Genomic DNA, 26,484 nt, shown 5'->3' on the forward strand with positions numbered 1-26,484 from the left:
TATTTAAATATTACAATTTATAATAATATTTTAGAAAATCTATTGAAAATTAACAAAATAAATGGTATTATATGCGCGCAGAGTCATAATTTATTTAATTAAGTATTATTTGTTCTTTCTACACTTTTTTTTGTAAGTATATTCCAACTAATCTATCAGTTAAGACTTTACAACTTCAATTAAAAAGCTTTAAGCGTTGTTTATAATTGTAATATTTGAACTTTTAAAAGATATTTAATCTATATTTAGGCATAAAAACGCTAAGAAATTTGACTTTTTAGTGTCAAATAACGTTAAGTTTTGCCTAAGTAATGATTTTTTATTGACAAATAGTCAATATGTGCTAAAATTAGAATAGATTAATATGCAAATTACTAATCGCCTATTAAGCATATTGTTGTCCTTATACAGAAATAAGTTAAGTTTAATGCAAAAAGTATTTTTTGCATCAACATAAAATTTGCTAGGGGAGAAATTAAAATGAAAAAAAGAATTATTTCAGTTTTATTATGCGTAATTACATTATTCGCATTAGCATTTACAGGTTGTGGAGAAGATAAGCCTAGCGGTGTAACAGGATATGATTATGACGCTATACCGGACACAATTACATCTAATAATGGCTACGAACTAGCTGTTGTAACCGACGTAGGACAATTAAAAGATAAGGGCTTTAACCAAGGCACGTGGGAAGGGTTAAAACGCTATGCAAAAGAAAACAATCTTACTTACAAATACTATCAACCCGCTAACGGCGAAAATGCTACCGACGCAGACCGTGTCGCAGCAATGACTTCGGCTATTAACAATGGCGCAAAAGTTATAGTCACACCCGGGTTTTTACAAAGCAATGCATTATCGCAAGTCGCTCCTGAAAATCCCGACGTTAAATTTGTATTTATCGACGGTGAAATTAAAGAGTTAAAAGTTAAAAAAGATAACATTGTAGGCGTATCATTTAGCGAAGAAGAATCTGGATATTTTGCAGGTTATGCCGCAGTTATGGAAGGATTTACAAATCTTGGTTTTGCAGGTGGCGGAAGTGGCACTAACCCCCCTGTTAACCGTTTTGGTTGGGGCTACATACAAGGCGCTAACGCTGCTGCGATTGAAAAAAATATAAATGTCAATATGAAGTTTAGCTTTAAACACGGACAATCATTCTCGCCTTCAAGCGACCTACAAACAATGGCTAACGGCTGGTATAATAACGGCACAGAAGTAATATTCTGTTGTGGCGGTTCAATGTTTGATAGTATTAAAGCTGCGGCTTCTTCTAACCGTGATGCCAAAGTTATCGGCGTTGACGTTGACCAGTCTAACGAGAGCGATAGAGTAATTACTTCGGCGGTAAAAGGTCTTAGAGAGGCTGTTATGCGTACGCTTGCAACAATTTACGCTAACGAATGGGATACTCTCGGCGGAAAAGATATACTTTTAAGCGCAAGAGAAGATGCGACAGGCCTACTTCCCGGCGAAGGAAATTGGATGCTTAAAAAATTCTCATACGCTAAATATCAAGAATTAGTTCAAAAAGTAATATCCGGAGAAATTAAAATCGATAGAATTATGCCTGAGCTAAATCAAGGCGCTTTAAGCCTTGAAAAAGTAATAGTCGACTACGTTAAGTAATTAAAGGGAGGGACTTCTTTCCCTCCTTTTTTGTATATTTTGATATAAATTGCTAGTTCAAATATTGTTTTAGCCAGTTAAATACTGTCAAACTTGGCTACTACTATCTAAAATCATAATAACAAGTGATAACAAACAATGGTGAAAAATGGAAGAAAACAGTAAAACTGAGTTTCTTAACAGCGAATATGCTGTTGAAATGCGTAACATTACTAAACTTTTTCCTGGTATTGTTGCAAATGATAATGTAACCTTACAACTAAAAAAAGGCGAAATTCACGCTCTTCTTGGTGAAAATGGCGCAGGAAAAAGTACCTTAATGAGCGTCCTTTTTGGGCTATATCAAGCCGAAGAAGGCGAAATATTCGTTTACGGAAAAAAAGTAGATATTAAAGACCCTAACGACGCAAATGAGTTAGGCATAGGTATGGTACATCAACACTTTAAATTAGTTGATGTTTATTCTGTGGTTGACAATATTATTCTTGGTTGCGAACCTACAAAATGTGGATTTATTGCAAAAAAGTTAGCAGAACAAAAAATAATAGATTTATGTCAAAAATATAATATGCCACTAAACCCCGATGCGTTAATTGAAAATCTTACCGTTGGACAACAACAAAAAGTTGAAATACTTAAAATGTTGTATCGCAACAACGAAATACTTATCTTTGACGAACCCACAGCCGTACTTACTCCGCAAGAAATAGAAGAATTGCTTGGCGCAATGAAAGACTTTGCTAGTCAAGGCAAATCAATTCTTTTTATCACCCACAAATTAAATGAAATAATGGCGGTTGCCGATAGATGTACTATTCTTAGAAAGGGTAAATGCGTTGGTACGGTTAATATTAAAGATACCGACAAACAACAACTATCCAAATTGATGGTTGGTAGAGATGTCGAGTTTAGCGTACATAAAGAAGAACTTGAAGTCGGCGAGGAAGTTCTAACAGTAAATAATCTTCAAATTATTAGTCAAAGGACAAAAAAACACGTTATAAATGACGTAAGTTTTGCCGTAGGGAGTCGTGAAATTGTGGCTATTGCAGGTATTGAAGGCAACGGTCAATCGGAATTAGTCTACGCTATATCCGGAATAACAGGACAAAAAAGCGGTGACATTAAACTTTGCAATGTTGATATTACTCATTCCTCAGTGCGTGTTCGCAACAACTTAGGTTTGACGCATATACCCGAAGATAGGCACAAATACGGGCTAATTCTTGATTTTTCCCTTGAAGACAATCTAATACTTAAAGATTATTTTACCAAAGAGTTTTGTAATCGCTTTGGGTTTATGAGAAGGAAGAATATTAGAAAAAGAGCCGAAACATTAATTGCAAAATTCGATATACGTTCCGGGCAAGGTAGCATTACTCCGGTTAGGAGTATGTCGGGAGGCAATCAACAAAAAGCTATTCTAGCTAGGGAAATATCCTTACAGCCCAAACTTCTTGTAGCCGTTCAACCTACTAGGGGGCTTGACGTTGGTTCAATCGAATTTATTCACAGTCAAATAGTCAAAGCTCGCAAACAAGGTTGCGCAGTTTTGCTTGTTAGTTACGAGTTAGACGAAGTTATGAACCTTGCAGATAGAATATTAGTAATTTACGAAGGTGAAATTGTTGCCGAACTTAATCCTAAGACTACAAGCGTTCAAGAAATAGGGTTATATATGTCGGGTAGCAAGAAGAATATAAAGGAGGCAATAAATGAATAAATTTAAGTTGTTTTTTGTCTCGATAGGTAATTGGTTTAAGAAAGTCTTTACAATTATTGGTAATTGGTTTAAGAAAGTCTTTACAATAATTGGTAGTTGGTTTAAGAAAGTTTTTACGCTGGTAGGTAATTGGTTTAAGAAAGTTTTTACGCCGGTAGGTAATTGGTTTAAGAAAGTTTTTACACCGGTAGGTAGTTGGTTTAAGAAAGTTTTTACACCGGTAGGTAGTTGGATTAAAAAACTATTTATAATAAATGGTAATAAAACAAAATTTGGAAAGTTGTTAACATCTTCTTCTTCAAAATCGCTGTACGCTTCGTTAATATGTATTTTATCGGGGATACTAATTGGTTTTTTACTGTTATTGATAACTTCACTTGCTAGTCCAAACATTTCTCTTGGTAACGCTTTTGACGGATTTAGAGTAATTATTGGAAGTATTTTTTATAAAAAAACCGTCGACGGCGTATTAATCTTTGGAATTAATGCTAATTCGATTGGCGATATGATATTTAGGGCTACTCCCGTGCTTATGACGGGTTTGTCGGTTGCTTTTGCCTTTAAGTCCGGTTTATTTAACATTGGCGCATCGGGGCAATATTTAATGGGTACTGCGGCATCGCTATATATCGCATTATCTATTCCACAAACTGTTCCGGTATGGTTGATATGGATTTTTGCCTTCTTTGGGGCTATTATTGCCGGTATGTTATGGGGGGCTATACCCGGTTTATTTAAGACGTTATTTAACACAAACGAAGTAATAACCTGCATAATGACTAACTGGATAGCCGCTAACCTAGTAACTATGCTTTTTGATGGTAGCGCTTTAAGAAACATAACCGAAGCCGGTAAGTCCGGCTATATTAAGCCTACTAGCGCAAACGGAGTATTCAACCCCAGTTTTGGCATAAGGGGGCTGTTTGAAGGTTCGTATGCCGATGGCGGTATAGTCATAGCTATATTTATAGCTATCCTTATCTATTTTATAATAAATAAATCAAAATTTGGTTACGAATTGCGCGCGACAGGACTCAATAGACGAGCTACTAAATATGCCGGTATGCGTGAAAAACGCAACATTATATTTTCTATGGCAATAGCCGGCGGTCTTGCTGCGGCAGGCGCTGCCTTATACTGGCTAAATGGCAGAACAGAATTTGCTTGGAATACTTCAACTTCGCTTCCTATCGAAGGTTTTAATGGTATTCCCGTTGCTTTACTGGCAAGCAGTAATCCTATTGGCATTATATTTGCTTCGTTATTTATGGCGTTTTTAAATATCGGTGGCGTTAAGTTATCTGTCGCTACGGCGTTTAACGAACATATAGCGGGTATTATAGTTGCCATAATAGTATATTTTAGCGGATTTAGTAAATTCTTTGTTGATTTATTTAACTCTAACAAAAAAGTAAAACATAAGTTAAATTTAACTGCAATCGCTGACGGTCAAACCGCAACGCTTTCGCAAAATATTGAAAGTCAAGATGTTGAAAGTCAAAATATTGAAAGTCAAGATGTTGAAGTTAAAATAATAAATGAAGAAATTCCAAATGAAAATACTAAGGAGGAAGCAGATAAATGACATTTTTAATTCAACAAACGCTTATTTATAGTATTCCTCTATTGATTGTCGCCTTAGCGGGGGTTTTTGCCGAAAGAAGCGGTATAATTAACATCGCCCTTGACGGTATGATGATAATAGGAGCTTTTATTGGCTCGCTTACGACTTATTTATTTGTTACCGCTAACGCTTTAATGGGGGCTAAACAATTAATATTTATTATAGCTATGCTCTGTTCGGCTTTTGCGGGAGCGTTATTTTCCCTACTACTTTCTTTTTCAAGTATTAAGATGAAAGCCGACCAAACAATAGGCGGTACTGCGATTAACTTGCTTGCGCCTCCCCTTGTTTTATTCTTTATAGCTATGTTCTTTCATCAAAGTGTTTTGAACATACCAAAGGGCGCATCGGGGTTGTTTATTTTATTTAGTCCTGAAAGTTTGGGTGTTATTGGCAATGCGTTCTTTGACAAAGTATATATTTCTACTTATATTGTAATTGCGTTATTTGTGTTGTTGTCAATTTTATTATACAAGACAAAATTTGGTTTACGAATGAGGGCTTGTGGCGAACACCCCCAAGCAGCCGATTCGCTAGGCGTAAACGTATATAAGATGAGGTATGCCGGCGTTACTATTTCTGGGGCGTTAGCTGGGCTAGGCGGTTTTATCTATGTAGTTACTACGGCTGATGGTTCGGTAACAGGTAGCGTACAAGGTTTTGGTTTTTTAGCCTTAGCCATTATGATATTTGGCAACTGGAAACCCGGCGGAATTGCGCTTGGAGCTTTACTTTTCGGCGTACTTAAATGTATATCCGCTTCTTACGATACGTTAGATATATTTAATAACGGCGTTTATATATTTAGAGAACTAGGAATTAGTCCTTATATCTATAATATGATTCCATACATTACCACCCTTCTTGTGCTAGCTTTAACTTCAAAGCGGTCAAGAGCGCCTAAGGCGGAGGGCGTACCATATAATAAGGGAATGAGATAATTAAATCAGCAATTAGAAGTTATAAGATAATTTAATTAGTAATTAAAATTAATAAGATAATTAAATTAATTATTTAAAGCAATTAAATAAGAAATTATAAAAATTAAAAAATATACACTAGAATATGGTTATAGTAGGAGGTACACAGTGACAAAATTTGTTAAACTTTATAGCAAACGTTTATTATCAATGCTTATTGTCCTCATTTTACTACTGGGGATTGGGTTCTCGCAAGGTCTTATTTTTGCCTTTCCGGAAGACGAAGTATTTGAAATATATGTATTTGGCAATAAGAGCAAGGGCGATTACCCCGCCCCGTTTGTAGCGACTAGCGGTATCCTTAAAGAAAAAGGCACGCTTACTCTATCAAGTAATCCAAAGATTATTACTTGTAACGCTGACGGGTACCCTTCGGGTAACGGGTTTGACGACGGCGAACTAGCTTGGTTAATGGCTATTTCAACAGAGGGTTATGCAAATATTACAATTAAAGAATGTAATATGCGCTCATCTAGCGGAGCGCCTAGGGATTTTAAGGTTTTTGCCTCACTTGACGGCAAGGTTTGGGAAGACATTGCTCAATGTAAGAAATTACCCGATGGCGAAATGATAAAAGTTCTTAGCGATGTTAAGTTACCATCAACATACGACAACCAAAAGACGGTATATCTTAAATGGGCTATGTCAAGCGCAGTAAGCGCAGGCAACAGTTCAATTTCAACAACAGGCACTAATAGATTTGGCGCTACTGTTATTACTGCAATCGAATATAGACCGGAAGGTATGCCTCGCAAGGTCGTAAGCGACATTAAGAGCGGAGAAGTTCCAAAGGGCAAAGTCGTAACTCTTTCTTGCGAAAAAGGCTCTATTATTAAATATTCGGTAAATGGCGGAGTAGAGAATGTTACCACAACAGATAGCGTTGAAGTTGCGATAGATACATTTATTGGCGAAAAGAAGGAATGCGTAATAACGGCTAAGTCTTTCAACAATATTATGGAAAGCTATGTTGCAACATTTACATATACGCAGGCAGAGCTATATATAAATTCTAGCGTGCCAACAGGAAGAATGATTACGCCTACTAGGGCGATATCTTTTGTTGCAACTTATGCCGAAGCCACAGTTCAATATCAAATAACCTACCGATATGGCAAGGACGATGCAACAACAGAAGGCTGGGCAAATTACACTAAACCATTACTTTTTGCTGATAAAGCAAGTTTCCCAATATTGATTGCTACAAAAGCTGACGCAGCTGGTGGCTATTTAGCAAGTCCTACCATTCTTTTCTTATATCATTACAGCGACAACCTTGAAGTGTTTAACTTATATTATGGTCAATTACACTCTCATACTGGCGATAGCGACGGAACAGGCACAGTTTCGGGCGCTTACGACTATGCGGACAATATCGCTGACGTCGACTTCCTCGCCGTTACCGACCACTCAAACTATTTTGACACTAAAAATGATTCCAAAGAAGTAAATACAACTGCGGATAAGTGGGTAAAAGGGTTGCAAGCGGCAAAAGACGCAACCGACGAAGAATTTGTAGGCTTGTATGGCTATGAAATGACTTGGAGTGGCGGGCCGGGTCACATGAATACTTATAATTGCAACGGTTTTGTAAGTAGAAATAGTAGCATATATAACAATAAAACAAATGACATAGGGCTACAAGAGTATTACAAGCTTCTTACCACAGAGGCTATGAGAGGTAGCGTTTCGGCGTTTAACCACCCCGGCAAAACATTTGGTACTTTCTCAGACTACGCTTACTATAATCCTCTATACGACGAAATGATTACTATGATTGAAGTAGGCAATGGCGAAGGCGAAGTCGGCAGTGGTATGTATTTCCGTAGTTACGAGGAATATTGGAAAGCGCTTGATAAAGGTTGGCACGTAGCTCCCACTAATAACGGCGACAACCATCAAGGCAAATGGGGCAACTCAAACACTGCACGTACGGTTATACTATCGACAGAATTAACTGCCGAAGGGTTGTATAAGGCTCTACGCAATATGAGAGTTTACTCAACTGAGGAAGCGGACTTACAAATAGATTATAGACTTAACGGTAACGCTATGGGCAGTATATTGTACGAGAGCGATATTGTTGACGATATTAATATAACTGCAAAAATAGTCAATCCAAGCGGAACAAATATCAAAAGAGTTAGTGTTATCGTAAACGGCGGTAAAGAAATCGGCGTAGTAGATGATATCGGCAAGAGTAGCTATGACTATACATTAAATTGTAAGGCAGGCGAATATACTTATTTCTACTTAAAGGTTGAGTTAGAAAATGACCATTTAGCCGTTACTGCTCCTGTTTGGGTAGGCGAAGTTGAAAAAATCGGTATTTCTAGCTTTGAATCGGATACATTTATGCCAGTTAAAGGCGAAGAAATGAATCTTTCCGTTACCATCTTTAATAATGAAACCGAAAACTTAATTATTGACTCTGTGGAATTTAGGAAAGGGGATTATCCTATTGGTATACTTGGAGAATCGATTGTACCTCAGGGAAAATTAATGACATTTTCAATAGGATATGCGCCTACTTTCGCCGGCGAAACAAAATTTGAAGTGCATATTACCGGTCACATCGGTACAAATGTAAGAAAATATTTCACTTCTTTTAAAACTACCGTTCGAGACGGCGCTACGCTAAAAACAATAGGAATTGACGCAGCTCACCAAAACGACTACGTAGCCGGTAATTACAAGAATAGCATTACCAACTTTGCCGAAATGGCGGGGACAAATGGCGCTAGGGTTGTTATGCTAAGACAAATAACTGCGCAAACGCTTGCTAACGTTGACGCATTGATACTAACGCCTCCTTCAAGGAGAGAGTCAAAAATCGACCTTGACGGCAATCCAACAAAATTGCAGTCTTATCTGCCCGAAGAACTTACGGCGATTAAAGATTGGTTAGTTAAAGACAAGGTTATTATTATTTGCGGATTAGCCGATTACAGCGATAAAAAAATAACCCAAGGTATGGACACTACACCGTATCACGCCGCATATCAAATGAACTTAGTTTTAGATATTATTGGCGCAAACACACAAATTGAAGACGACGAAGTTTTAGACGATAAAAATCACTCGGGAGACCAAGCGTTTAGGCTAAAATTTAAAAACTATAATATGGATAGCCCGTACCTTAAAGGCGTAAATCCAGCCCAAGAATATAGTTTCTATTCGGGTTGCTCAGTTAAAATTAAAGACGAAACTAAGGTTGAAACATTAGTTTCTACCTGGGATACTTCTTACACTATTGACTCCGACCGTGATAAGCTAGGCGGAGATAAAGTTCCAAGCCAAAGACCTGTTTTAACTGTCGAAACGCTTGCAAATGGGGCGACTGTATTTACGGCAGGTTCGGCGTTTATGTCAAACTTTGAAGTTTCCGTTCAAATGGATAACGCTACAACTTTGCCATATTCAAACTCAAATATCTGTTTTAACATTATTAGAAAGATTGCGCCTCCTCAACCTAAGGCAATTAGCGAAATTAAAATGGGGTTAGAAGGTGAAATATTTACCGTACAAGGTATTGTTACGTCTAACGCAAGCGGTTATGATAGGGAAACAGCATTCTTTGACTGCATATATATACAAGATAATAGCGGCGGACTTAACTTATTCCCTGTTTCGGGTAACTATTGCGCAGGCGACCTAATTATGGCGACAGGCAAAGTGTCTAGCTATAACGGCGAAGTGCAAATGGAAGTTACCTCAACCGAACTTATTCAAAAAGAATTCTCTGTGCCAAATCCTAAAAAGATGTCGGCAGAGGAAGCCTCGCTTAAAGAGAACGTAGGCTGGCTTGCTAAGGTAGAAGGTATTGTAAGCAAAGTAACGTTTAAAGAGAATTTGCTCGAAAGTTTTGTGCTTGACGGCAAGGCTCTTGTATGGTTAGACGGATATATCACGCCCGGTGTTGACTTAAATTGGATTAAGAATGGTATGACCGTAAGCGTTGAAGGTTTAACTTCTATGACGGCAAACAAAGAGTCGGGCGAAAGATTTATTTCAAGAATAAGAATAGCCGACCGCAATACAATTAAATTTATTAGGGGAGCGTTAACTACCCCAACATTAGTAATAGAATCTATGACCAAGCACGCTATAACTATCAAGGCTGTGCCGGGCGCAGAATATTCTATTGATAAAGGTAAAACTTGGCACGATAGCAACGTCTTTACCGACTTAGACCCTAACACTAACTATATTTGCGTTATTCGTATGAAAGCAACCGAGAATGAAAATGCTTCTTCGCCTAGCGAATTTGAGATAGTAACCACAAAGAGTAAAGCAGGGACTGTTGAGGTAATATTGATAGTTTCGGCAGTTGTAGTTGTAGCCGGAGGCGGTGTAGCGGTAACGCTTGTTGTGCTTAAAAAGAAAGGTAAACTTAAAGGTAAGGTATAGAAATATATCAAAGCTATATAATTTTAGGAGGAAAAATAATGAAAAAATTTAGACTATTGCTAGCATTAGTTCTTGTATTTGCATTAGCGTCAACTTTGGTTGCGTGCGGACAAATATACACAATCACCTTTGACAGTCAAGGCGGTACGGAAACAATTGCAATTAAAGTTGAAGAAGGCAAGCTTGCAACTAAGCCTGCCGATCCAACAAAGGTCGGTTTCACATTCGGCGGATGGTATCTAGAATCTACATTTACCACGCTATATGATGATTGGACCAAACCTGTAACTAAGGATATCACTTTGTACGCAAAGTGGACGCCGATTGAAGTTTCTTATACAATAACTTTCAATAGCAATTTAGGTAGCGCAGTAGAAAACATCGTTGTTAAGTCTGGTCTTACGGCGACTGCTCCCGCTAATCCAACTCGTGAAGGTTATGAATTTGACGGCTGGTATACCGATATGCTATTTACTAATCAATATGATTGGTCGACTGCTGTAACCGCCGACATTGAGCTACTTGCTAAATGGAATAAGATTTCTTACGTAATTACATTTGATTCGCAAGAAGGGTCTAACGTAGCGAAATTAACTATTGATTATAACGCAGTAGCGACCAAGCCGGCTGACCCAACTCGTGAAGGTCACATATTTAGGGGTTGGTTTACCGACAATCAATTTACAACCGAATATAATTGGGCAAGCGTAGTTACTGCCGATATGAAGTTGTTCGCTAAGTGGGAAAAAGCTACTTACAGCGTTACATTTGTGCTTAACGACGGTGTAATCAATGCAGGTGGCGTTACTCAATATGTTTATGGTTCAACAACCACTCTACCTACTGACGTAACCAAACTAGATAGCAAGTTTGGCGGTTGGTATGCAAATGAAAAGTTTGACGGCGCTCCCATTTTAACAATCAACCCAAGTGACGTAGGCGACAAAACTTACTACGCTAAATGGGAAGAAAATCTTGGTAATTTATCTTCATACATAGAAGGATTTGAGAATTCTACGTTGTTGCCATTACCCGGAAAATATGGTTCTTACTCTAATCGTCCAGACGTTAAACTAGGTCAATTTAGTTGGTCAATTTCAGCTAGTACTGTAAATAACGACGCTAATGATAGAAAGTTTGGCGACACAAGCGCAAGACTACGTGGTAGTAACAAAGACGAAACTAACCCAAATAAAATCGAATTAAATACTTATGTAAATGGTTTAATTCAAATTACCTTTATGTACGGTTCTTATAGCGGACACGAAGGCGGAATTATTCACGTATATTATCAAGTTGAAGGTTCGCAAGTTTGGGTAGAGCTAGGTAGCGTAACGGCATTAAAGTGGGCTGATATAAACGAAATGTCGCTTGCAAAATTTACTATTCCTGTTGAAGCAAGGACACAAAATATTCGCTTTAAGATTGAGAAAGAAATCAATACCACTAAGTCTACTTCGGTAAGTATTGATAATATTACAATGAACTTCTTAGCTGACGCTTATAGCGTAGTATCTTATGAAACTAACGGGGGCGGTTACATTGATTCGGCATTATTAGCAAACAACGCTGTTTTAACTAAACCTGTTGACCCGATTAAAGAATTACACGGATTTATGGGTTGGTTTACCGACGATAAATTTACCACAGCGTACGACTTTGCTAAGCCAGTTACCGCAAGTATGAAACTTTTCGCTAAGTGGGAAGCATATACGGTACAATCTTTAACGCTTAGTTTGACTAATGTAAAAGTTAAATTCTATCCTACGCAGGCATTTGAGTATGATAACCTAATAGTTACCGCTCATTATAGCAATAATCAAGATGTAGTTGTAACGAACTATGTAATTAAAATATTTGACAGCGCTAACGTTGAAGTAACAGACTTTTTAGCAGCAGCAGCCGGAACTTATACTGTCAAAATTACTTTTGCCGAAGGTGAAACATCATATACAATTACTAAATATGCAGAAGCAGCTCCTATTTATGACGTAACATTTGTTAAATATGATGGCACGACTGACAAGATAGTAAAAGTTTCGCAAGGCGAATTCGCAAGCGTTGCAGACCCTGTATGCGAAGGCAAAATGTTTATGGGTTGGTTTACCGACGCTACTTGTTTAACGCTTGCCGACATAACAACTGTTGAGATTACCGCTGCAACATCATTCTACGCTTTGTGGTTAGATAAGTATGTTCAGGACTTTGAGAATGCTAGTTGGGATTCTTTCAGTTATAATAATCGTAGTGTTGCCGACCTATTAATTTGGTCTGTTTCTGGTTCAGTCAATCGTACAGACGTTAAGGACCACAAGATTGGAACTGGCGCATTAAGACTTCGTTCTAACACTAAGGATGCTTCAAATATCAATAGATTAGAGCTAACTAACTATATCACAGGCGTAAAGACTATAACCTTCTCTTATGGCAGTTATGGCACGCATAAGGACGGAGATATAGCGCTTTATTACCAAATTAAAGGCACAACTACTTGGACAAAAGTTGGCGAAAGCCTTATAGTTGCCGCTTGGGACGACCCAACCGGATTAGTATTAGCCAAATTTGACGTATCGGCAACCGCAGGTCAATCAGTTAGATTTAAGATTGAAAAAGCAATATTTGATGGCGGAAGTTCGGTAAATATTGATAACTTAACATTCTGGGCTTGTGGCATAGCTCAATTACCAGCCGGAACAGGCGCAAATAGCAGTGGGCAAGTTGATACTGTTATTAATACCGCTATTCTAAATGACAAAGCAACATTAATGTGCAAGAAATGCAGAGCATTAACCACTGGTAAGTAAGTTAATTAATAAATTTAAATTATTATAAAGCAGGTTTAAATTTTATAACAATTTAGCTTAGATTAAAAATTTACCCTTAGGAAATTTCCTAAGGGTATTTTTTATTATGATTTGTCAGTTTTTGGGCTTTATAAATCTAGGGTAAACTATTAAATTGTGTCAGTAGCGGTTTTAGGAGCTACTTCTTAGACTTAATTGACCTTTTTAATTGCGGACTATACAAATCGCTATTGTAAAACTAATTTTTTAAAAATTTAATTCTTGCAATTAGTATCGCCGTTAATTTGACAGTCAACTGCGCTAAGTTTCATATTGAGAATAGACTCTAACAGCGTTATTGCATTTGTCATATCGGCAACGCTCTTGTTTAAACATAGAAGTTGTTGCGGAGTTACGTTAGGCATAGCTATAACTTTTTGTATTTTTGCGCCTTCTGCATTAGCGATTGCGCCAAGAGCGGTTTCTTGTAGAGCTATTGACTCAATTAAGTCATTTATTTGTTGACGGTAATTGTTTGTAAATATTACGGTGTTAGCAGAATTGCTTGCGCTGTTTCCGGTCGCTCCGCCTACATTATTTGGGTTTACGGTGTAGACAAAATTTGCTTTGGCTACGTTTGCTATGGGGTTAGGGTTAGGTATTACTGTCACTTTAACTTGATAGCTAATTGTAACTGTTTGACCGGGTAGAATGTCGCTAGTAAGGGTAATAGAAGGCAGTGTCCCCGTATACGGAACGCTTACGTTGAGCGAACCGGCAACATAAGTTGTTCCTGAGGCAATAGGGTCGGTTATTACTACGTTGTCGGCAGGGACATTTCCCGTATTGGTTACAGCTATATTATAAGTTATTGTGTCACCGATATAACCAATGCTTTGGCTTGCCGTTTTTACAATGGATAATTTAGCGGTTGAAACCGGAGTTAGGACTGTATTGCTGTTTCCATTTGCCGTTACGCCGTTAGGAAGACTGGGGTCAACGGTATATGCGTAATCTACTTTTGCTGTATTAGGAATAGGGTTGACTACTGGGGCAGAATTAGCAATCTTTACCTTAAAGGTAATAGTAACAGTTCCGCCTGCCGGGATTGGATTGGTTAGAGTTATTGCGCTAGTCGGGTCGCCTGTAAACGGAGCGGTAGATGTTGTAGAACCTGCTACATAAGTTGTTCCGCTTGGAATAACGTCAGTTACCACTACATTATTTGCGGGAACATTGCCAGTGTTTTTTAGGTTAATGGTGTAGGTTAGAGTGTCGCCAAACTGCGCAAAAGACGGAGTTACCGACTTGACTACGTTACCAGCCGTTGTTAAATCAGCGTAGTTTACTTGGGTAGAAACAGGGTTAGTGCTACCAGAAGTTCCGCCGGGAACTACCGCCGATGCGATGTTTACTATTGGATTATTTACCGGCGCACCGCTGTTTACTTGTACTTGATAAGTTGCCGTTACCGTGCTGTTTGCCGGCATTGTAAGAGTTAGTCCGCTAGCAGGGGTTGTGCCTGTATATGGTACGCTTACAACAAGGTTGCCTATATACGTTGTTCCAGCCGGAGTAGGGTCGGTAAACACGACGTTAGCAAGCGGATAATTGTTAGGGTTAATACCGGTAACCGTATAGGTTAATACATCTCCCGGCTTAGCGAATGTTTTATCTACGCTCTTTTTAAAGATTGGCGGAGCGGAATTAAGAATTGTATACTCAATAATATCTCCAAGTATGGGTGTGACATTAATTGGCAGGCTACCAGTTGGAGGAACAGTTCCGCCGGCGCTAAGGTTTACCGCAGATATTGTTTGAGTGTAAGCGGATAGAGGGCTAACGCTACCCGGAGCCATTTGCTCTTTAATAGTGTAAGTGTTTCCTGCAAGACCGTATACTACTGCGCAAGGCGATTGCATACCGTCTACCGAACCCGTAGTTGTAATTTGGCTATTAGGAGTTCCGGCAATGTCAATAACAAATTGGTCGGCAGAATTAATTCGGTCGCCGATATTTTTACAAACTTTAATTTTTGTTACCGCAAAACCTACGGCAATGCCTTCTCTACCAAAAGAAGAAAGCGAAAGTGTGGTAGGAGCTAGCGAAGTTAAGACATTTGAAGCAGCAAGCCCTTGATTTAAGCCTGTAATAACCACAGTGTTAGTTCCAACGCCAGCAATCGCAGGTGGATTACCGCCAATAGTAGTTAAAAGAGTCCAAGGCGAGCCATTAGTTATAAAGGTTAAATTCTCGGTATATTGCGGGAAAGAATTTGTGCTTTCGGCGTCTGCGGCGACTGCGGTATAGTTGGTTATTGGGTTACCGCTAGGGTCTTTTACAACAATATTTTCTAGCACCAAAACGCTAGGAGAGCCATACGCAGGTAGAAGAGGCGTACGCATAGTTACATTACCCAAAATACCAGTATAGCCTGTTGGCCCGAAATAACTAAAACCGGGAGGCGCAGTGGGTAGAGCCGTATATGGAACAAATGAAGTTGGAAGCGATTTAATGTCAAACGTAACCGTACTGCCATCATTTAGCGTACCTGTTAAACCTAACGCACTTTGACCGGGATTTAGGGTTAAATTTCCAAAGTTAAACCAGCCGATACCGCCTGCGCTTGGACCAGAACCGGCATTTGCATAAGAAAAAGACATAATTTTTCTCCTTTATTTAATAAATTTGTCAGCAACTTAGTTATTAGTAGCTGTCAAGGTTGAGTATGTCGTTATTGACAAACCGTGTCGCTAAACATACTTAATTTAGCTTGTAATTGCATTTCTAGGCGTGAAATAGCGCTAATTGTATTTTTTACCGATGCGTTAATGGCAAATAAGTCTTCAACCGTAGCGTTACCATTTACCACCGCCATTAGTTTTTCGCTTTCGGCATTTAGAATATGCGAAAGTCCAGATTCTTGCATAGCAATCGACTCAATGATATCGCCAATCGCCTCGCCTCGTGTGATTGTGCCCGGTTTAATTACAGGCATGCTCATAATTATTTCCTCCAAAAAAATATTACATAAAATTTCCCTATATAAAGGAAAAATTATGTAATATCGCTAAATATGATTTATATTCTTTAATACATAATATGTACCAATTAATCTTGCTGTTCTATTTTGGCAATATTTTAGCGAATACACAATAAGTCTATCTTTTTATATTTTACTATTGACTCAAACTGACAAAAAGGTTATAATATATAAGTTGAAAAGTGTAAAAAAATGTAGAAAATTGTCACATAAGTTAGGCTAAATTATAGTAATTGCAGTTTAATACATTTAAACTCTAATTAGCCTAAGAAAATTAACACTTTTGTTCTAAAAGGTAAAGTTAAAGTTAGTTAGTTACTTAACTAACTTTTTCAGTCAAAACTAACATTCTTGATTTTCTTTAATAAATCTAACGCATACTTTTTTAAGATAAGTTGTTTCTTGTCGTAAACAGTTAGCTTGTCTTAGGGTGAAAAATTATAAATTATGAGGAGAGTTCGATATGAACAGTGTCAAACCATCTAATAGGTTCAAATCTTTTAGGGGGGGGGGAATCAAATGCCTAACCTAAAAAAAATATTAATTGTTGACGATAATAGCATTAATCGAACAATTCTATCTAAAATATTGTCGTCTAAATACATTGTGCTTGAAGCTGAAAATGGTCAAATGGCGTTAAATTTACTTGATAAATATTCTAACGAGATTTCTGCCGTTATGCTTGATATTCTTATGCCGATAATGAGCGGTTATGATTTTTTGCAAGCTATTCGTCAAAATAGCAAGTATAATAATTTACCAATTATTGTCACAACCGGCAGTCACGGCGCAGAAAGTGAGAGAAAGGCTCTTTCTCTTGGCGCTTGGGACTTCGTTTCTAAGCCTTACGATGCCGAAATTATTATGTTTAGGCTTAAAAATGCAATAGATAAAAGCCAGTTATCGGCGTTAAAACAACTTCAATATTTAGCCGAATACGACGCTCTAACGGGAATTTATAATAAAGCAAAGTTTTTTGAAACAACTCGTGAAATGATTGACGCTAATCCTAGCGTTACATTTGCTTTTTTACGCTTTGACGTTGATAGATTTAAATTAATTAATACTTTTTTCGGCACGGCAGAAGGTGATAAACTACTTATTTATATAGCTGAAAAAACAGCCGAAGACGTAAAAAATTGCGAACTTGTTACCTATGGTAGAATTAGCGGTGATATTGTCGGCGTTTGTATGCCTTACGAAAAAGAAAAAATAGAGAAAATGGTTCTTCAATCAAAAAAGACGCTCGCTCAATTTAATACAAACTACGATATTGTGCCTTCGATAGGTATTTATATAATTACCGACAATAAAATTTCGGTAGACGAAATGTATAACAGAGCTTCGCTTGCTTCAAGAGTATGCAAGGGAAACTACGTTGACTTCTACGCATATTACAATCAAAGTATGAGCGAAGATATTAACGCCGAACAAGAGATTACAAATGAAATGAACTATGCCTTAGAAAATGGTCAATTTCACATTTATTTACAACCTCAATATAATATACATACAAATTTGCCTTGCGGAGCGGAAGCCCTTGTAAGGTGGATGCACCCCAAAAAAGGTATAATTTTGCCCGGTAAATTTATACCCATTTTTGAACGCAATGGCTTTATTACCAAACTTGACTATTATGTTTGGGAGCAAACGTGCAAATGTTTGTCCGCAAGGAGAGAAAAAGGAATTAAACCTTATCCAATATCCGTAAATATTTCTAGGGTTAATACTTATAACCCTAATTTAGTTGAAACTTTATTGTCGCTTGTTAAAAAATACGAAGTAGAACCTTCTTTACTTCACCTAGAATTGACCGAAAGCGCTTACACGGATAATCCAACCGCTATGAAAAAGACTATGAGGCAACTTCAAGATTATGGTTTTGTGATAATGATGGACGACTTTGGTAGCGGATATTCCTCGCTTAGTCTACTAAAAGATATAGCGATAGACATTTTGAAGATAGATATGCAATTTTTGTCAAAAGCTGATAGTCCGGGTAGAAGTGAAAATATTATCGCATCGGTAATTCGTATGGCGAAGTGGCTAAATATACCTGTAATTGCCGAAGGAGTAGAAACAATCGAGCAAATAGAATTTTTAAGAAGCGTTGGGTGCGACTACGTGCAAGGCTACTACTACGCTCGTCCTATGCCGATTGAAGATTACGACAAACTTTGCATCAACTTGTCGCTTACTTCGCAAGACACGATTGAAAAAGACCTTTTCTGTTATGACAATTTATTTTCCGTCAATCTAGATGTGAAGCCCTTATTTAGCAACCTGTTGCAACCGGTGGTAATTTACGAGTATGTCGACGATAAAATTGAAATAATTAGAGTAAACGAAGCGTACTACGCATTGTTAGGCTATGACGATATGTCTACTAACGCTCAAAAAATTCTTGCTGTAATGGACGAAGACAGTAAAGCGACCTTACTTAACGCTTTTAGAACTTGTTCGGTAACGCAAAAAAATGTTGAGTGCGAATATATGCGGTTGCGAAACGGCGGAAATCCCGTATGGATACATACAAATCTTAAATATGTGTCAATGGTTGGCAACAAAAAAATATTAATAGGGGAGTTAAGCGACATTACAATTCGTAAGGCGCTTGACGAAGAATTAAAAAAATATAGAACTTCTTTGCTTTTAACTACTCATAAGGATAAGGTTGCTTTAATTGTCGACGACGTCGAGATAAATCGCATTGTCTTAAAGAAAATATTGCAAGGTAGATTTACCTTTTTAGAGGCTGAAAACGGTAAAGAAGCTATTAAAATATTAGAAGATAATCAAGTTGACTTAATTTTGCTTGACATTTCTATGCCCGTTATGGGCGGTAGAGAATTTTTGCAATACAAAAAAAGTTGTCCGCATCTTGATGTTACTCCGGTAATAATAATTACCGCAGACGATACTCCTGCGCAACAAATTAACGCTTTTTCTTTGGGCGCAAACGACTATATCGTCAAACCTTTAATACCCGAAGTTGTGACTCGTCGTATTGATAACGTGCTTGATTCTAACCAACGATTTAAAGAAATGGTCAAAGAATATAACACAATGTCGCAACAAGTTAAGACTGACTTAATGACCGGATTGTTCAATAGAATTAGCGCCGAAGACATTATGACACGTCGTCTTCTAAGTTCTTCAAAGTCTAGCGCTATGATTATGCTTGACATTGACAATTTTAAAAAGATAAACGATTCATTAGGACACGACTACGGCGACAAAGTAATTTGTAAGGTCGCCGAAAAACTTAGGCAAGTTTTTGGACAAAATTACATTATAGCCCGTATGGGAGGCGACGAATTCGCCGTACTTATGAATGAAATAGATAGCGTTGATTCTGTTGAAAAACTAGCCAAAGAATTTTGTTTGAGTATGTTAAACATTACTATTGACGGCAAAAATACCGAGATAACTTGTTCGGTCGGCATAGCCGTTTCTTTAAAAGAAGACAATTCTTTCGCCACAATTTATACTAACGCCGACAAAGCTCTATATAACGCAAAGTGTCATGGAAGAAACACCGTTTCTGTTTATGGCGACAAATCAATTATTACCTCAATCAGCAAATGGATAAACGACGCTGAAAATGTTGTTGATACAATTAATGACAGTATTTATGCGTGCAACAGCGTTACTTATGAACTTTTATATGTCAACGACAACCTTTGTAAGACTAACGGAGTTACAAGGGAAGAATGTAAGGGCAAAAAGTGCTACGAAATTTTGATGAAGAGAAGTTCGCCTTGCGAATTTTGTTCTATGCCACGAATGGAGCAAGACAAAGTGTATACAAGGTTGTTCCGCAAACCAAATACAAAAGATATCTTTTTAATGCGTGGCAAAACCATTGAGCGTGGAGGAATATCTATGCACCTAGAAGTTATAGTAGATATAAGCGAAGTTGAGAATATGAATTTATTTTGGGAGGGCGTTAAAGATAGTGGAAGAAAATAATTCTAACTTTTTAATGCAAGGCGATAGTCCAAACATTGATAATGCAAGTTTAATTCTTAAATATTGCGGAATACAATCTTGGACATACTTCCCTACTGACGACAGCGCTCAATCAGGGCAACACGCAATGGCAGAACTTGGAGTATCTAAAACTTGGGAAAATTTCCCGCAAAATATGATTGCTATGGGTTTAATACACGCCGACTCGGCTTTTGACTGGCTAAATATGCACAAAAGAATTAGATGCGGAGAAGCCTCAATCGTATGCGAGATACAAGTGATAGAGGGTGGCGTACCTATTTGGAAAAAGATACAGTACTATACGAATTTTGATAAATCAGGCAAACCTATCAGTGCGCTTGGCATAGCCGAAGACATTGGCGCATACAAAAATCTTTTTGAAAATCATACTTTGGCTTCTAAGCAATGTGGCGTGTCTACTTGGATGTTTGACTTTGCTACAAAGACAATATACAACTTCAATAACGCTACGCATATTAAAGCGTTTGACAACGTAACTACTATTCGTAACGTACCGGAAATATTTGGAAGTTCCAGTAGTCTATTATATCAAGACGACGTACCTTCTCTATACGCTATGTTTGATAAACTCTACGCAGGCGAAAAGACCTCTTCGTGCGTGGGAAGATGGCGTGACGAAGGTAGTTCTACTTATTTATGGTATAAAATTTCTTATAATACGTTGTTTGATGCCGACAATAAGCCTATTAGAGCGATTGGCACAGCTATTAATATTACAGAACGTGTTAAACTCGAAGAACGCTACGCCGAAGAAGTTAAATGGAGAAAAATACATAATAAAGACGTAATTGGTTCGTTTAGAATGAACTTAACCAACAATACTTGCGATGACGGGCAAGGTAACAATCCAACTGTGCTATGTTTTCAAGACAAAGGGACAGTTGACGGGTTCTTTGAACTCGAATATAAGACTCATTTAGACGAAAAAGAGCTAGACGAATATAAAAGCGTATTTAATCGTGAAAATTTACTTAAAGTTTTTAGAGAGGGCAAGACCACCGTTTCGCAAGAATCGTACGTATGCTTTGGTTATGAAAATGTATTGTGGATTAAAATAGAAGTAGATATGTTCCAAAATCCGCATAGCGACGACATCGAAGCTTATATTTACGCAATAGATATTGACCAAAAAAAGACTGACTCAGCCCTAGTCAACGCCGTTGTAAATATGGACTACGATTATATAGCTTTAATCGACGAAACAAACAAAGTCTATACTGTCTACTTAAAGACCGGCGGAAAAACGCCCCTGCCAACCGGGTTTTCTTCTAATTATCAGCAAGCGGTAGAGCAGTATGCGCACAAATACTTAGTAGAAGAAGATATTGAAACAAATATACACGAAATGTCTTGTGACAATTTGTTTGCGAAATTAGAATGTCAAGATATTTTTACTACGTATTGCCGAGTTAAAGAGCCCGACGGAACTATTAGTCGTAAGAAATTGCAATTTACTTATCTTGATAAATTACACAATAAAATTATACTTACACGAACCGATATTACATCTATTTACGATGAAGAACAGCGTAAAAATGAGGCGTTAAAAGACGCTTTAATTGCCGCTCAACAAGCTAATATGGCCAAGTCGGAATTTCTTTCTCGTATGAGTCACGAAATAAGAACGCCTATGAATACAATTATTGGTATGTCTACCTTGGCGTCAAATTGTGTAAATGACCCGTCGCAAGTATCGTCATATCTTTCAAAAGTTGGGTTATCGGCTAGATTTTTGCTTTCGTTAATTAACGATATACTAGATATGTCAAGAATTGAGAGCGGAAAAGTGCTTATTCGCAATGAAAATATTCCATTTGCAGAATTTATCAATAGCATTAACAGCATTTGTAACGAACAAGCAACAGAAAAGGGCGTAGAATACGACTCTATCATTACTAGTTGCGTTGAGAATACTTATGTTGGCGACGCAATGAAATTGCAACAAGTGCTTGTAAATATTATTTCTAACGCTATAAAATTTACTTCAAGCGGAGGCAAAGTTCAATTTATAATTCACCAAGAAAAATGTGGCGCAAACCAAGCTACTATGAAATTTATAGTTAATGATACCGGCATAGGTATTAGCGAAGAATTTATGCCAAAATTGTTTGAACCCTTTGAACAAGCTCGTGCTGGTACGGCTGTAAGCGGTACCGGGCTAGGACTTGCAATTTGCAAAAACTTAATTAATCTTATGGGCGGCAGCATCAGCGTAAACAGTATTGAGGGCGTAGGTAGCGAATTTGTAGTTGAAGTTAAATTAGGCATAGTCGAAAGTTCTAAACAAGATATACAAAGTAAAACTAGCGTATGCTTAGACAATCTTAAAGCGTTAATAGTCGACGACGATATAATTATTTGTCAACACACCAAAGACATATTACTCGATATGAAGATAACGGCAGAATATGTAGTGTCTGGTTCAAGCGCAATTAAAGCCGTACAAAGTAAGTGGAGCAATAAAGAGTTCTTTGACATTATTCTTATTGACTGGAAGATGCCCGATATGGACGGTATCCAAACTACTCGTGAAATTCGCAAAATTGTAGGTACGGACGTAACAATTATAATAATGACCGCCTACGACTGGGCAGTAATCGAAAACGAAGCCAAAATAGCCGGCGTAAATATGTTGCTTTCTAAGCCGTTATTTAAGTCTTCGCTAGCTTCTGCATTTGAAAAGATATATCTACAAAAAGAAACCGCTAAGTTTATTGTACCTGTCGAAGTTGACTTTACCGGCAAGCGAGTTCTACTTGTAGAAGACCATCTTCTCAACATCGAAGTTGCTAAAAAATTGCTTAACGCCAAAAATATGGAAGTAGAAGTTGCCGAGAATGGACTAATCGCAATAGAAACATTTGCTCAAAAAGAAGTCGGCTATTACGACGCAATTTTAATGGATATAAGAATGCCCATAATGGACGGCATTACAGCTACTAAATCAATTCGTCAAATGCGTAAAGCAGATGCAAAAACTATACCAATAATAGCTATGACGGCAAATGCGTTTGATGAAGATATAGAAAAAACTAGGTCGGCAGGTATGAACGCACACCTTGCAAAACCTATTGAACCGTTTTTACTGTATCAAACTATTCAAAACTTTATAAAATAGGGCGGAAGATTAATGAAACCATATTTAGATATTAAATCGGAGTTAATTAAATTAATGATGCCGATAGGGCTAATTATAACTACGGAATACCCCGAATATAAGATTACCTTTGTAAATGATAAATTTAAGGAATTACTCGGTATTGACGACAAAAGTTCTGCTTTTAATCCAATTAATATGACGCCTTGGGACTTTATTTATCCCGACGACATACCTAGACTTAAAGAAATCGCTAGCAAATATAACGGCAAGTCTAATATAAACGAAGTTGTCTACCGTGCAATAAAAACAGACGGCAGTTTAATTTGGATAAGTCAACGCACTCAACATCTAGTAGACGAGCTTGGAAAGGAATATGTGTACGCTTTTTGCACTGACATCACTTCGCAAAAAGTTACCGAGCAAGCCCTACGTGAAAGTAGGTCACGCTATTTAGCGGCAATTAAGTCGTCAAACATTAATATTTGGGAATATGATTACGAAAAAGATACTTTAACTATTCTATCAACTTCGCCACGAGCTAGCACTAAGCAAACTTTAATTACTAATTATATAGCTTCGCTTGTTCCCGGTAAATATATGCGCAAAGACTCTGTCGAACACCTATTAGTTATGATTGAAAAATTAAAAAAGGGCGTTAGCGAAGTTACAACAGATTTGTGGCTAAGACAAAACGAAGAAGACGAATTTTGGTGCGAACGTGTTATATATACTAACTATTTTGACGAGAACGGCAAACCCGAGAGAGCTTACTGCGTCGGCAGAGATATCACTAGGGAAAAAGAGGCAGAGCAACGTTACGTTGACGAATTATCATATCGTGAAGCAATGCAAAAGGCTACAATGGCGTCAGTCAATGTAAATTTAACCAAAAATATAATCATAGATTATAAGAGTATTTTTCCCGAGCTTACCGCTCGTATGAGCGTAGCAAGCACTGCGCAAGAATATTTTGAGCAAGTTTACAAGCAATTAGCTACGCCAAAAATGCAAAAAGACTGCGCCGCCATTTTCGGCAGAGATTCTTTATTGCGACAGTTTGCAAACGGCATAACAACGGCGTCCATTGAACTTACTAGAAATATATTAGGTTGTAGATACTGGACAAAAATGACTGCGCACATGATGAAAAACGTAGAAACCGGCGAAATAAACGCCTTTGTATATTCTTCCAATATCACAAATGAAAAAACTATGCAAAATATTATGAATGCGATTGTTATGACCGACTATGATTTTTTGGTAGTAATAGATGCAGCCCGAAACGTGGCTGTTAGATATAGCGAGAAAGAATTAGGCAACGCTTATGTGTACGAGAGTCAAAACTTTGAAGAAGATACTTACGAATATTTGCGTCAATATCTTTGCAAAGAAGACGTTGAGCGTGTTGAAAAAGAGATAACCCTTAAAAATATATTAGCCAATCTTGAAACAAGCAAAATATATAGTATATATTACGCTATACCCAATGGTAGCGGTGGTAAATTGCATAAACAACTGCGATTTAGCTACATAAACAAAGAATTAAAGAGCATTTTAATGGCAAGAGTAGATATTACAAACGCTATTGTTGAACAAGAGAAGAAGAATCAAGAATTAGTCTTGGCAGTAAAAATGGCTGAGCAAGCAAACAAGGCAAAGAGCGAATTTCTCTCTCGCATCAGTCACGAAATAAGAACGCCTATGAGCGCTATTATGGGTATGGACGAGCTTGCCTTTCAACAAATTGACAATCAAGCTTTTGTTAAAGAGTGTATTCAACGTTCGCAATACGCTTCGAGATATTTACTTCAACTGCTAAATGATATTTTAGATATGGCAAAAATTGAGAGCGGAAAAGTTTCTCTTAAAAACGAAGTCATTGTTTGTCAACCTTTTTTAGATTCAATAAATACCATTATTCAAATGCAAGCCCTTGAAAAGGGCGTTAACTATGTAATAACCAAGTTTGAAGGATTTAATTACAGTTATTTAGGCGATGGAGTGAGGTTACAACAAATACTAATCAACATTCTTTCAAATGCCGTTAAATTTACCCCTCGTGGCGGGACAGTTTGCCTTGATATTATTAAAGTCGGCGGAAGCGATAAAATTACTAACATTTGTTATAAAATTAGCGACACCGGAATAGGTATTAGCAAAAACTTCTTAAAAGATATTTTCAAACCATTCTCACAAGAGCATAGCGGTTTAAAAGACGGGTATGGAGGTAGTGGACTTGGACTTGCTATATGTAAAAACCTTGTCAAACTAATGAATGGCAGTATCAAAGTAGAAAGTAAACTTGGCCTAGGCACGACTTTCTTTGTTACAATTCCGCTCGGCGTTGTTGAAGAACAAGCAAGCGAAGATATATCGTTTGTTTCGGCTGAGCGTAAAGAAAAATATAATTTTAGCGGAAGAAAAATATTGCTTGTAGAAGACCAGCAAATCAATATTCTAATTGCAAAGAAGTTGTTAGAATTTAAAAATGCCGTTGTAGACATAGCCGAGAATGGATTAATTGGACTTAAAATGTTTGAAAGTTCGCCGGAGAGTTATGACGCAATATTAATGGATATTAGAATGCCTGTAATGGACGGGCTACAATCAAGCATAAATATAAGAAATTTAAATAATCATTGGGCAAAAGTTGTACCTATAATAGCAATGTCGGCTAACGCTTTTGACGAGGACGTCGAGAAGTCAAAAAAGTCGGGTATGAACACCCATCTTGCAAAGCCTATTAATTCGAATTTGCTATATAGCACATTAGACGAATTGTTTGTAAAGGAAGGTAAAAATATAAATGGATAAAGTTTTTGAAAAATTAAAAATATATGGGGCGGATATCGAAGGGATAATGGGCAGATTTGTAAACGATGTTGAACTGTATCACGCTTGCCTTATTACTTATGTAACCGACCAAGCCTTTGTAAAACTAGGCGAAGCGCTACGGTCTAAGAATTACGACTCGGCTTTTGAGTACGCCCACGCTCTTAAAGGCACGACGGGCAATATGGGACTTACGCCCCTTTACGATATAACTTGCGCTCTTGTCGAAGATTTGCGTAAAAATCAATATGCAAATGTTTTGCGTTACTACGGGCAAATCCTCAAACACTTAAATCAAATTAAAATTATAATTCAAATAGATTGACATAGAAGCGTCTTAAAT

12 protein-coding genes are annotated in these 26,484 nt (G+C 37.5%); 10 read left to right on the top strand and 2 right to left on the bottom strand.

The window, feature by feature from the left end:
• The first annotated feature begins 480 nt into the window (after window positions 1–480).
• The 6 genes from RR062_05765 to RR062_05790 all read left to right on the top strand — a co-directional run bounded on the left by RR062_05765 (window position 481) and on the right by RR062_05790 (window position 13,173).
• Window positions 481–1,632, top strand: a complete 1,152-nt coding sequence (locus tag RR062_05765; GenBank protein ID MEG2027212.1) for a BMP family ABC transporter substrate-binding protein — start codon at window positions 481–483, stop codon at window positions 1,630–1,632.
• Between the two features lie 148 nt (window positions 1,633–1,780).
• Window positions 1,781–3,355, top strand: a complete 1,575-nt coding sequence (locus tag RR062_05770) for an ABC transporter ATP-binding protein (GenBank protein ID MEG2027213.1) — start codon at window positions 1,781–1,783, stop codon at window positions 3,353–3,355.
• The gene (locus RR062_05775) at window positions 3,348–4,940 is read left to right on the top strand and encodes an ABC transporter permease (GenBank protein ID MEG2027214.1); all 1,593 of its coding nucleotides are present in this window, start codon (window positions 3,348–3,350) and stop codon (window positions 4,938–4,940) included. The genes RR062_05770 and RR062_05775 overlap by 8 nt, the downstream gene beginning before the upstream one ends.
• Window positions 4,937–5,920 (top strand): ABC transporter permease, encoded by a 984-nt coding sequence (locus tag RR062_05780; protein ID MEG2027215.1) that lies wholly within the window; start codon window positions 4,937–4,939, stop codon window positions 5,918–5,920. The genes RR062_05775 and RR062_05780 overlap by 4 nt, the downstream gene beginning before the upstream one ends.
• Window positions 5,921–6,067: 147 nt before the next feature.
• Complete coding sequence (locus tag RR062_05785; protein MEG2027216.1) at window positions 6,068–10,369, top strand: CehA/McbA family metallohydrolase; 4,302 nt, start codon at window positions 6,068–6,070, stop codon at window positions 10,367–10,369.
• A gap of 38 nt (window positions 10,370–10,407) precedes the next feature.
• On the top strand, window positions 10,408–13,173 hold the full coding sequence (locus tag RR062_05790) for an InlB B-repeat-containing protein (protein ID MEG2027217.1): 2,766 nt from the start codon (window positions 10,408–10,410) through the stop codon (window positions 13,171–13,173).
• A gap of 254 nt (window positions 13,174–13,427) precedes the next feature.
• On the opposite strand, the gene RR062_05795 is transcribed toward RR062_05790, so the two are convergent.
• Window positions 13,428–15,815: a hypothetical protein gene (locus tag RR062_05795; protein ID MEG2027218.1), complete on the bottom strand. Its 2,388-nt coding sequence runs from the start codon at window positions 15,813–15,815 to the stop codon at window positions 13,428–13,430.
• A gap of 71 nt (window positions 15,816–15,886) precedes the next feature.
• The gene (locus tag RR062_05800; GenBank protein ID MEG2027219.1) at window positions 15,887–16,156 is read right to left on the bottom strand and encodes a hypothetical protein; all 270 of its coding nucleotides are present in this window, start codon (window positions 16,154–16,156) and stop codon (window positions 15,887–15,889) included.
• Between the two features lie 558 nt (window positions 16,157–16,714).
• Between RR062_05800 and RR062_05805 the strand changes: the two genes are divergently transcribed.
• Genes RR062_05805 through RR062_05820 form a run of 4 tightly spaced genes read left to right on the top strand, consistent with a single transcriptional unit; the run spans window position 16,715 to window position 26,466 of the window.
• Window positions 16,715–20,167: an EAL domain-containing protein gene (locus tag RR062_05805; GenBank protein MEG2027220.1), complete on the top strand. Its 3,453-nt coding sequence runs from the start codon at window positions 16,715–16,717 to the stop codon at window positions 20,165–20,167.
• Complete coding sequence (locus RR062_05810) at window positions 20,154–23,327, top strand: response regulator (protein MEG2027221.1); 3,174 nt, start codon at window positions 20,154–20,156, stop codon at window positions 23,325–23,327. Before RR062_05805 ends, RR062_05810 begins: the two co-directional genes overlap by 14 nt.
• Before the next feature lie 12 nt (window positions 23,328–23,339).
• Complete coding sequence (locus tag RR062_05815; GenBank protein ID MEG2027222.1) at window positions 23,340–26,123, top strand: ATP-binding protein; 2,784 nt, start codon at window positions 23,340–23,342, stop codon at window positions 26,121–26,123.
• Window positions 26,116–26,466, top strand: coding sequence for an Hpt domain-containing protein (locus tag RR062_05820; GenBank protein ID MEG2027223.1), 351 nt, complete (start codon window positions 26,116–26,118; stop codon window positions 26,464–26,466). The genes RR062_05815 and RR062_05820 overlap by 8 nt, the downstream gene beginning before the upstream one ends.
• Window positions 26,467–26,484: the final 18 nt, after the last annotated feature.

This window comes from Clostridia bacterium, assembly GCA_036654455.1.
GTDB lineage: Bacteria > Bacillota > Clostridia > Christensenellales > CAG-314 > JAVVRZ01.

Excerpts from the sequence above, each read along its gene's own strand:
- RR062_05765 (MEG2027212.1), top strand. The coding sequence starts at position 481 with ATGAAAAAAAGAATTATTTCAGTTTTATTATGCGTAATTACATTATTC.
- RR062_05770 (MEG2027213.1), top strand. The coding sequence starts at position 1,781 with ATGGAAGAAAACAGTAAAACTGAGTTTCTTAACAGCGAATATGCTGTT.
- RR062_05775 (MEG2027214.1), top strand. The coding sequence starts at position 3,348 with ATGAATAAATTTAAGTTGTTTTTTGTCTCGATAGGTAATTGGTTTAAG.
- RR062_05780 (MEG2027215.1), top strand. The coding sequence starts at position 4,937 with ATGACATTTTTAATTCAACAAACGCTTATTTATAGTATTCCTCTATTG.
- RR062_05790 (MEG2027217.1), top strand. The coding sequence starts at position 10,408 with ATGAAAAAATTTAGACTATTGCTAGCATTAGTTCTTGTATTTGCATTA.
- RR062_05795 (MEG2027218.1), bottom strand. The coding sequence starts at position 15,815 with ATGTCTTTTTCTTATGCAAATGCCGGTTCTGGTCCAAGCGCAGGCGGT.
- RR062_05800 (MEG2027219.1), bottom strand. The coding sequence starts at position 16,156 with ATGAGCATGCCTGTAATTAAACCGGGCACAATCACACGAGGCGAGGCG.
- RR062_05805 (MEG2027220.1), top strand. The coding sequence starts at position 16,715 with ATGCCTAACCTAAAAAAAATATTAATTGTTGACGATAATAGCATTAAT.
- RR062_05815 (MEG2027222.1), top strand. The coding sequence starts at position 23,340 with ATGAAACCATATTTAGATATTAAATCGGAGTTAATTAAATTAATGATG.
- RR062_05820 (MEG2027223.1), top strand. The coding sequence starts at position 26,116 with ATGGATAAAGTTTTTGAAAAATTAAAAATATATGGGGCGGATATCGAA.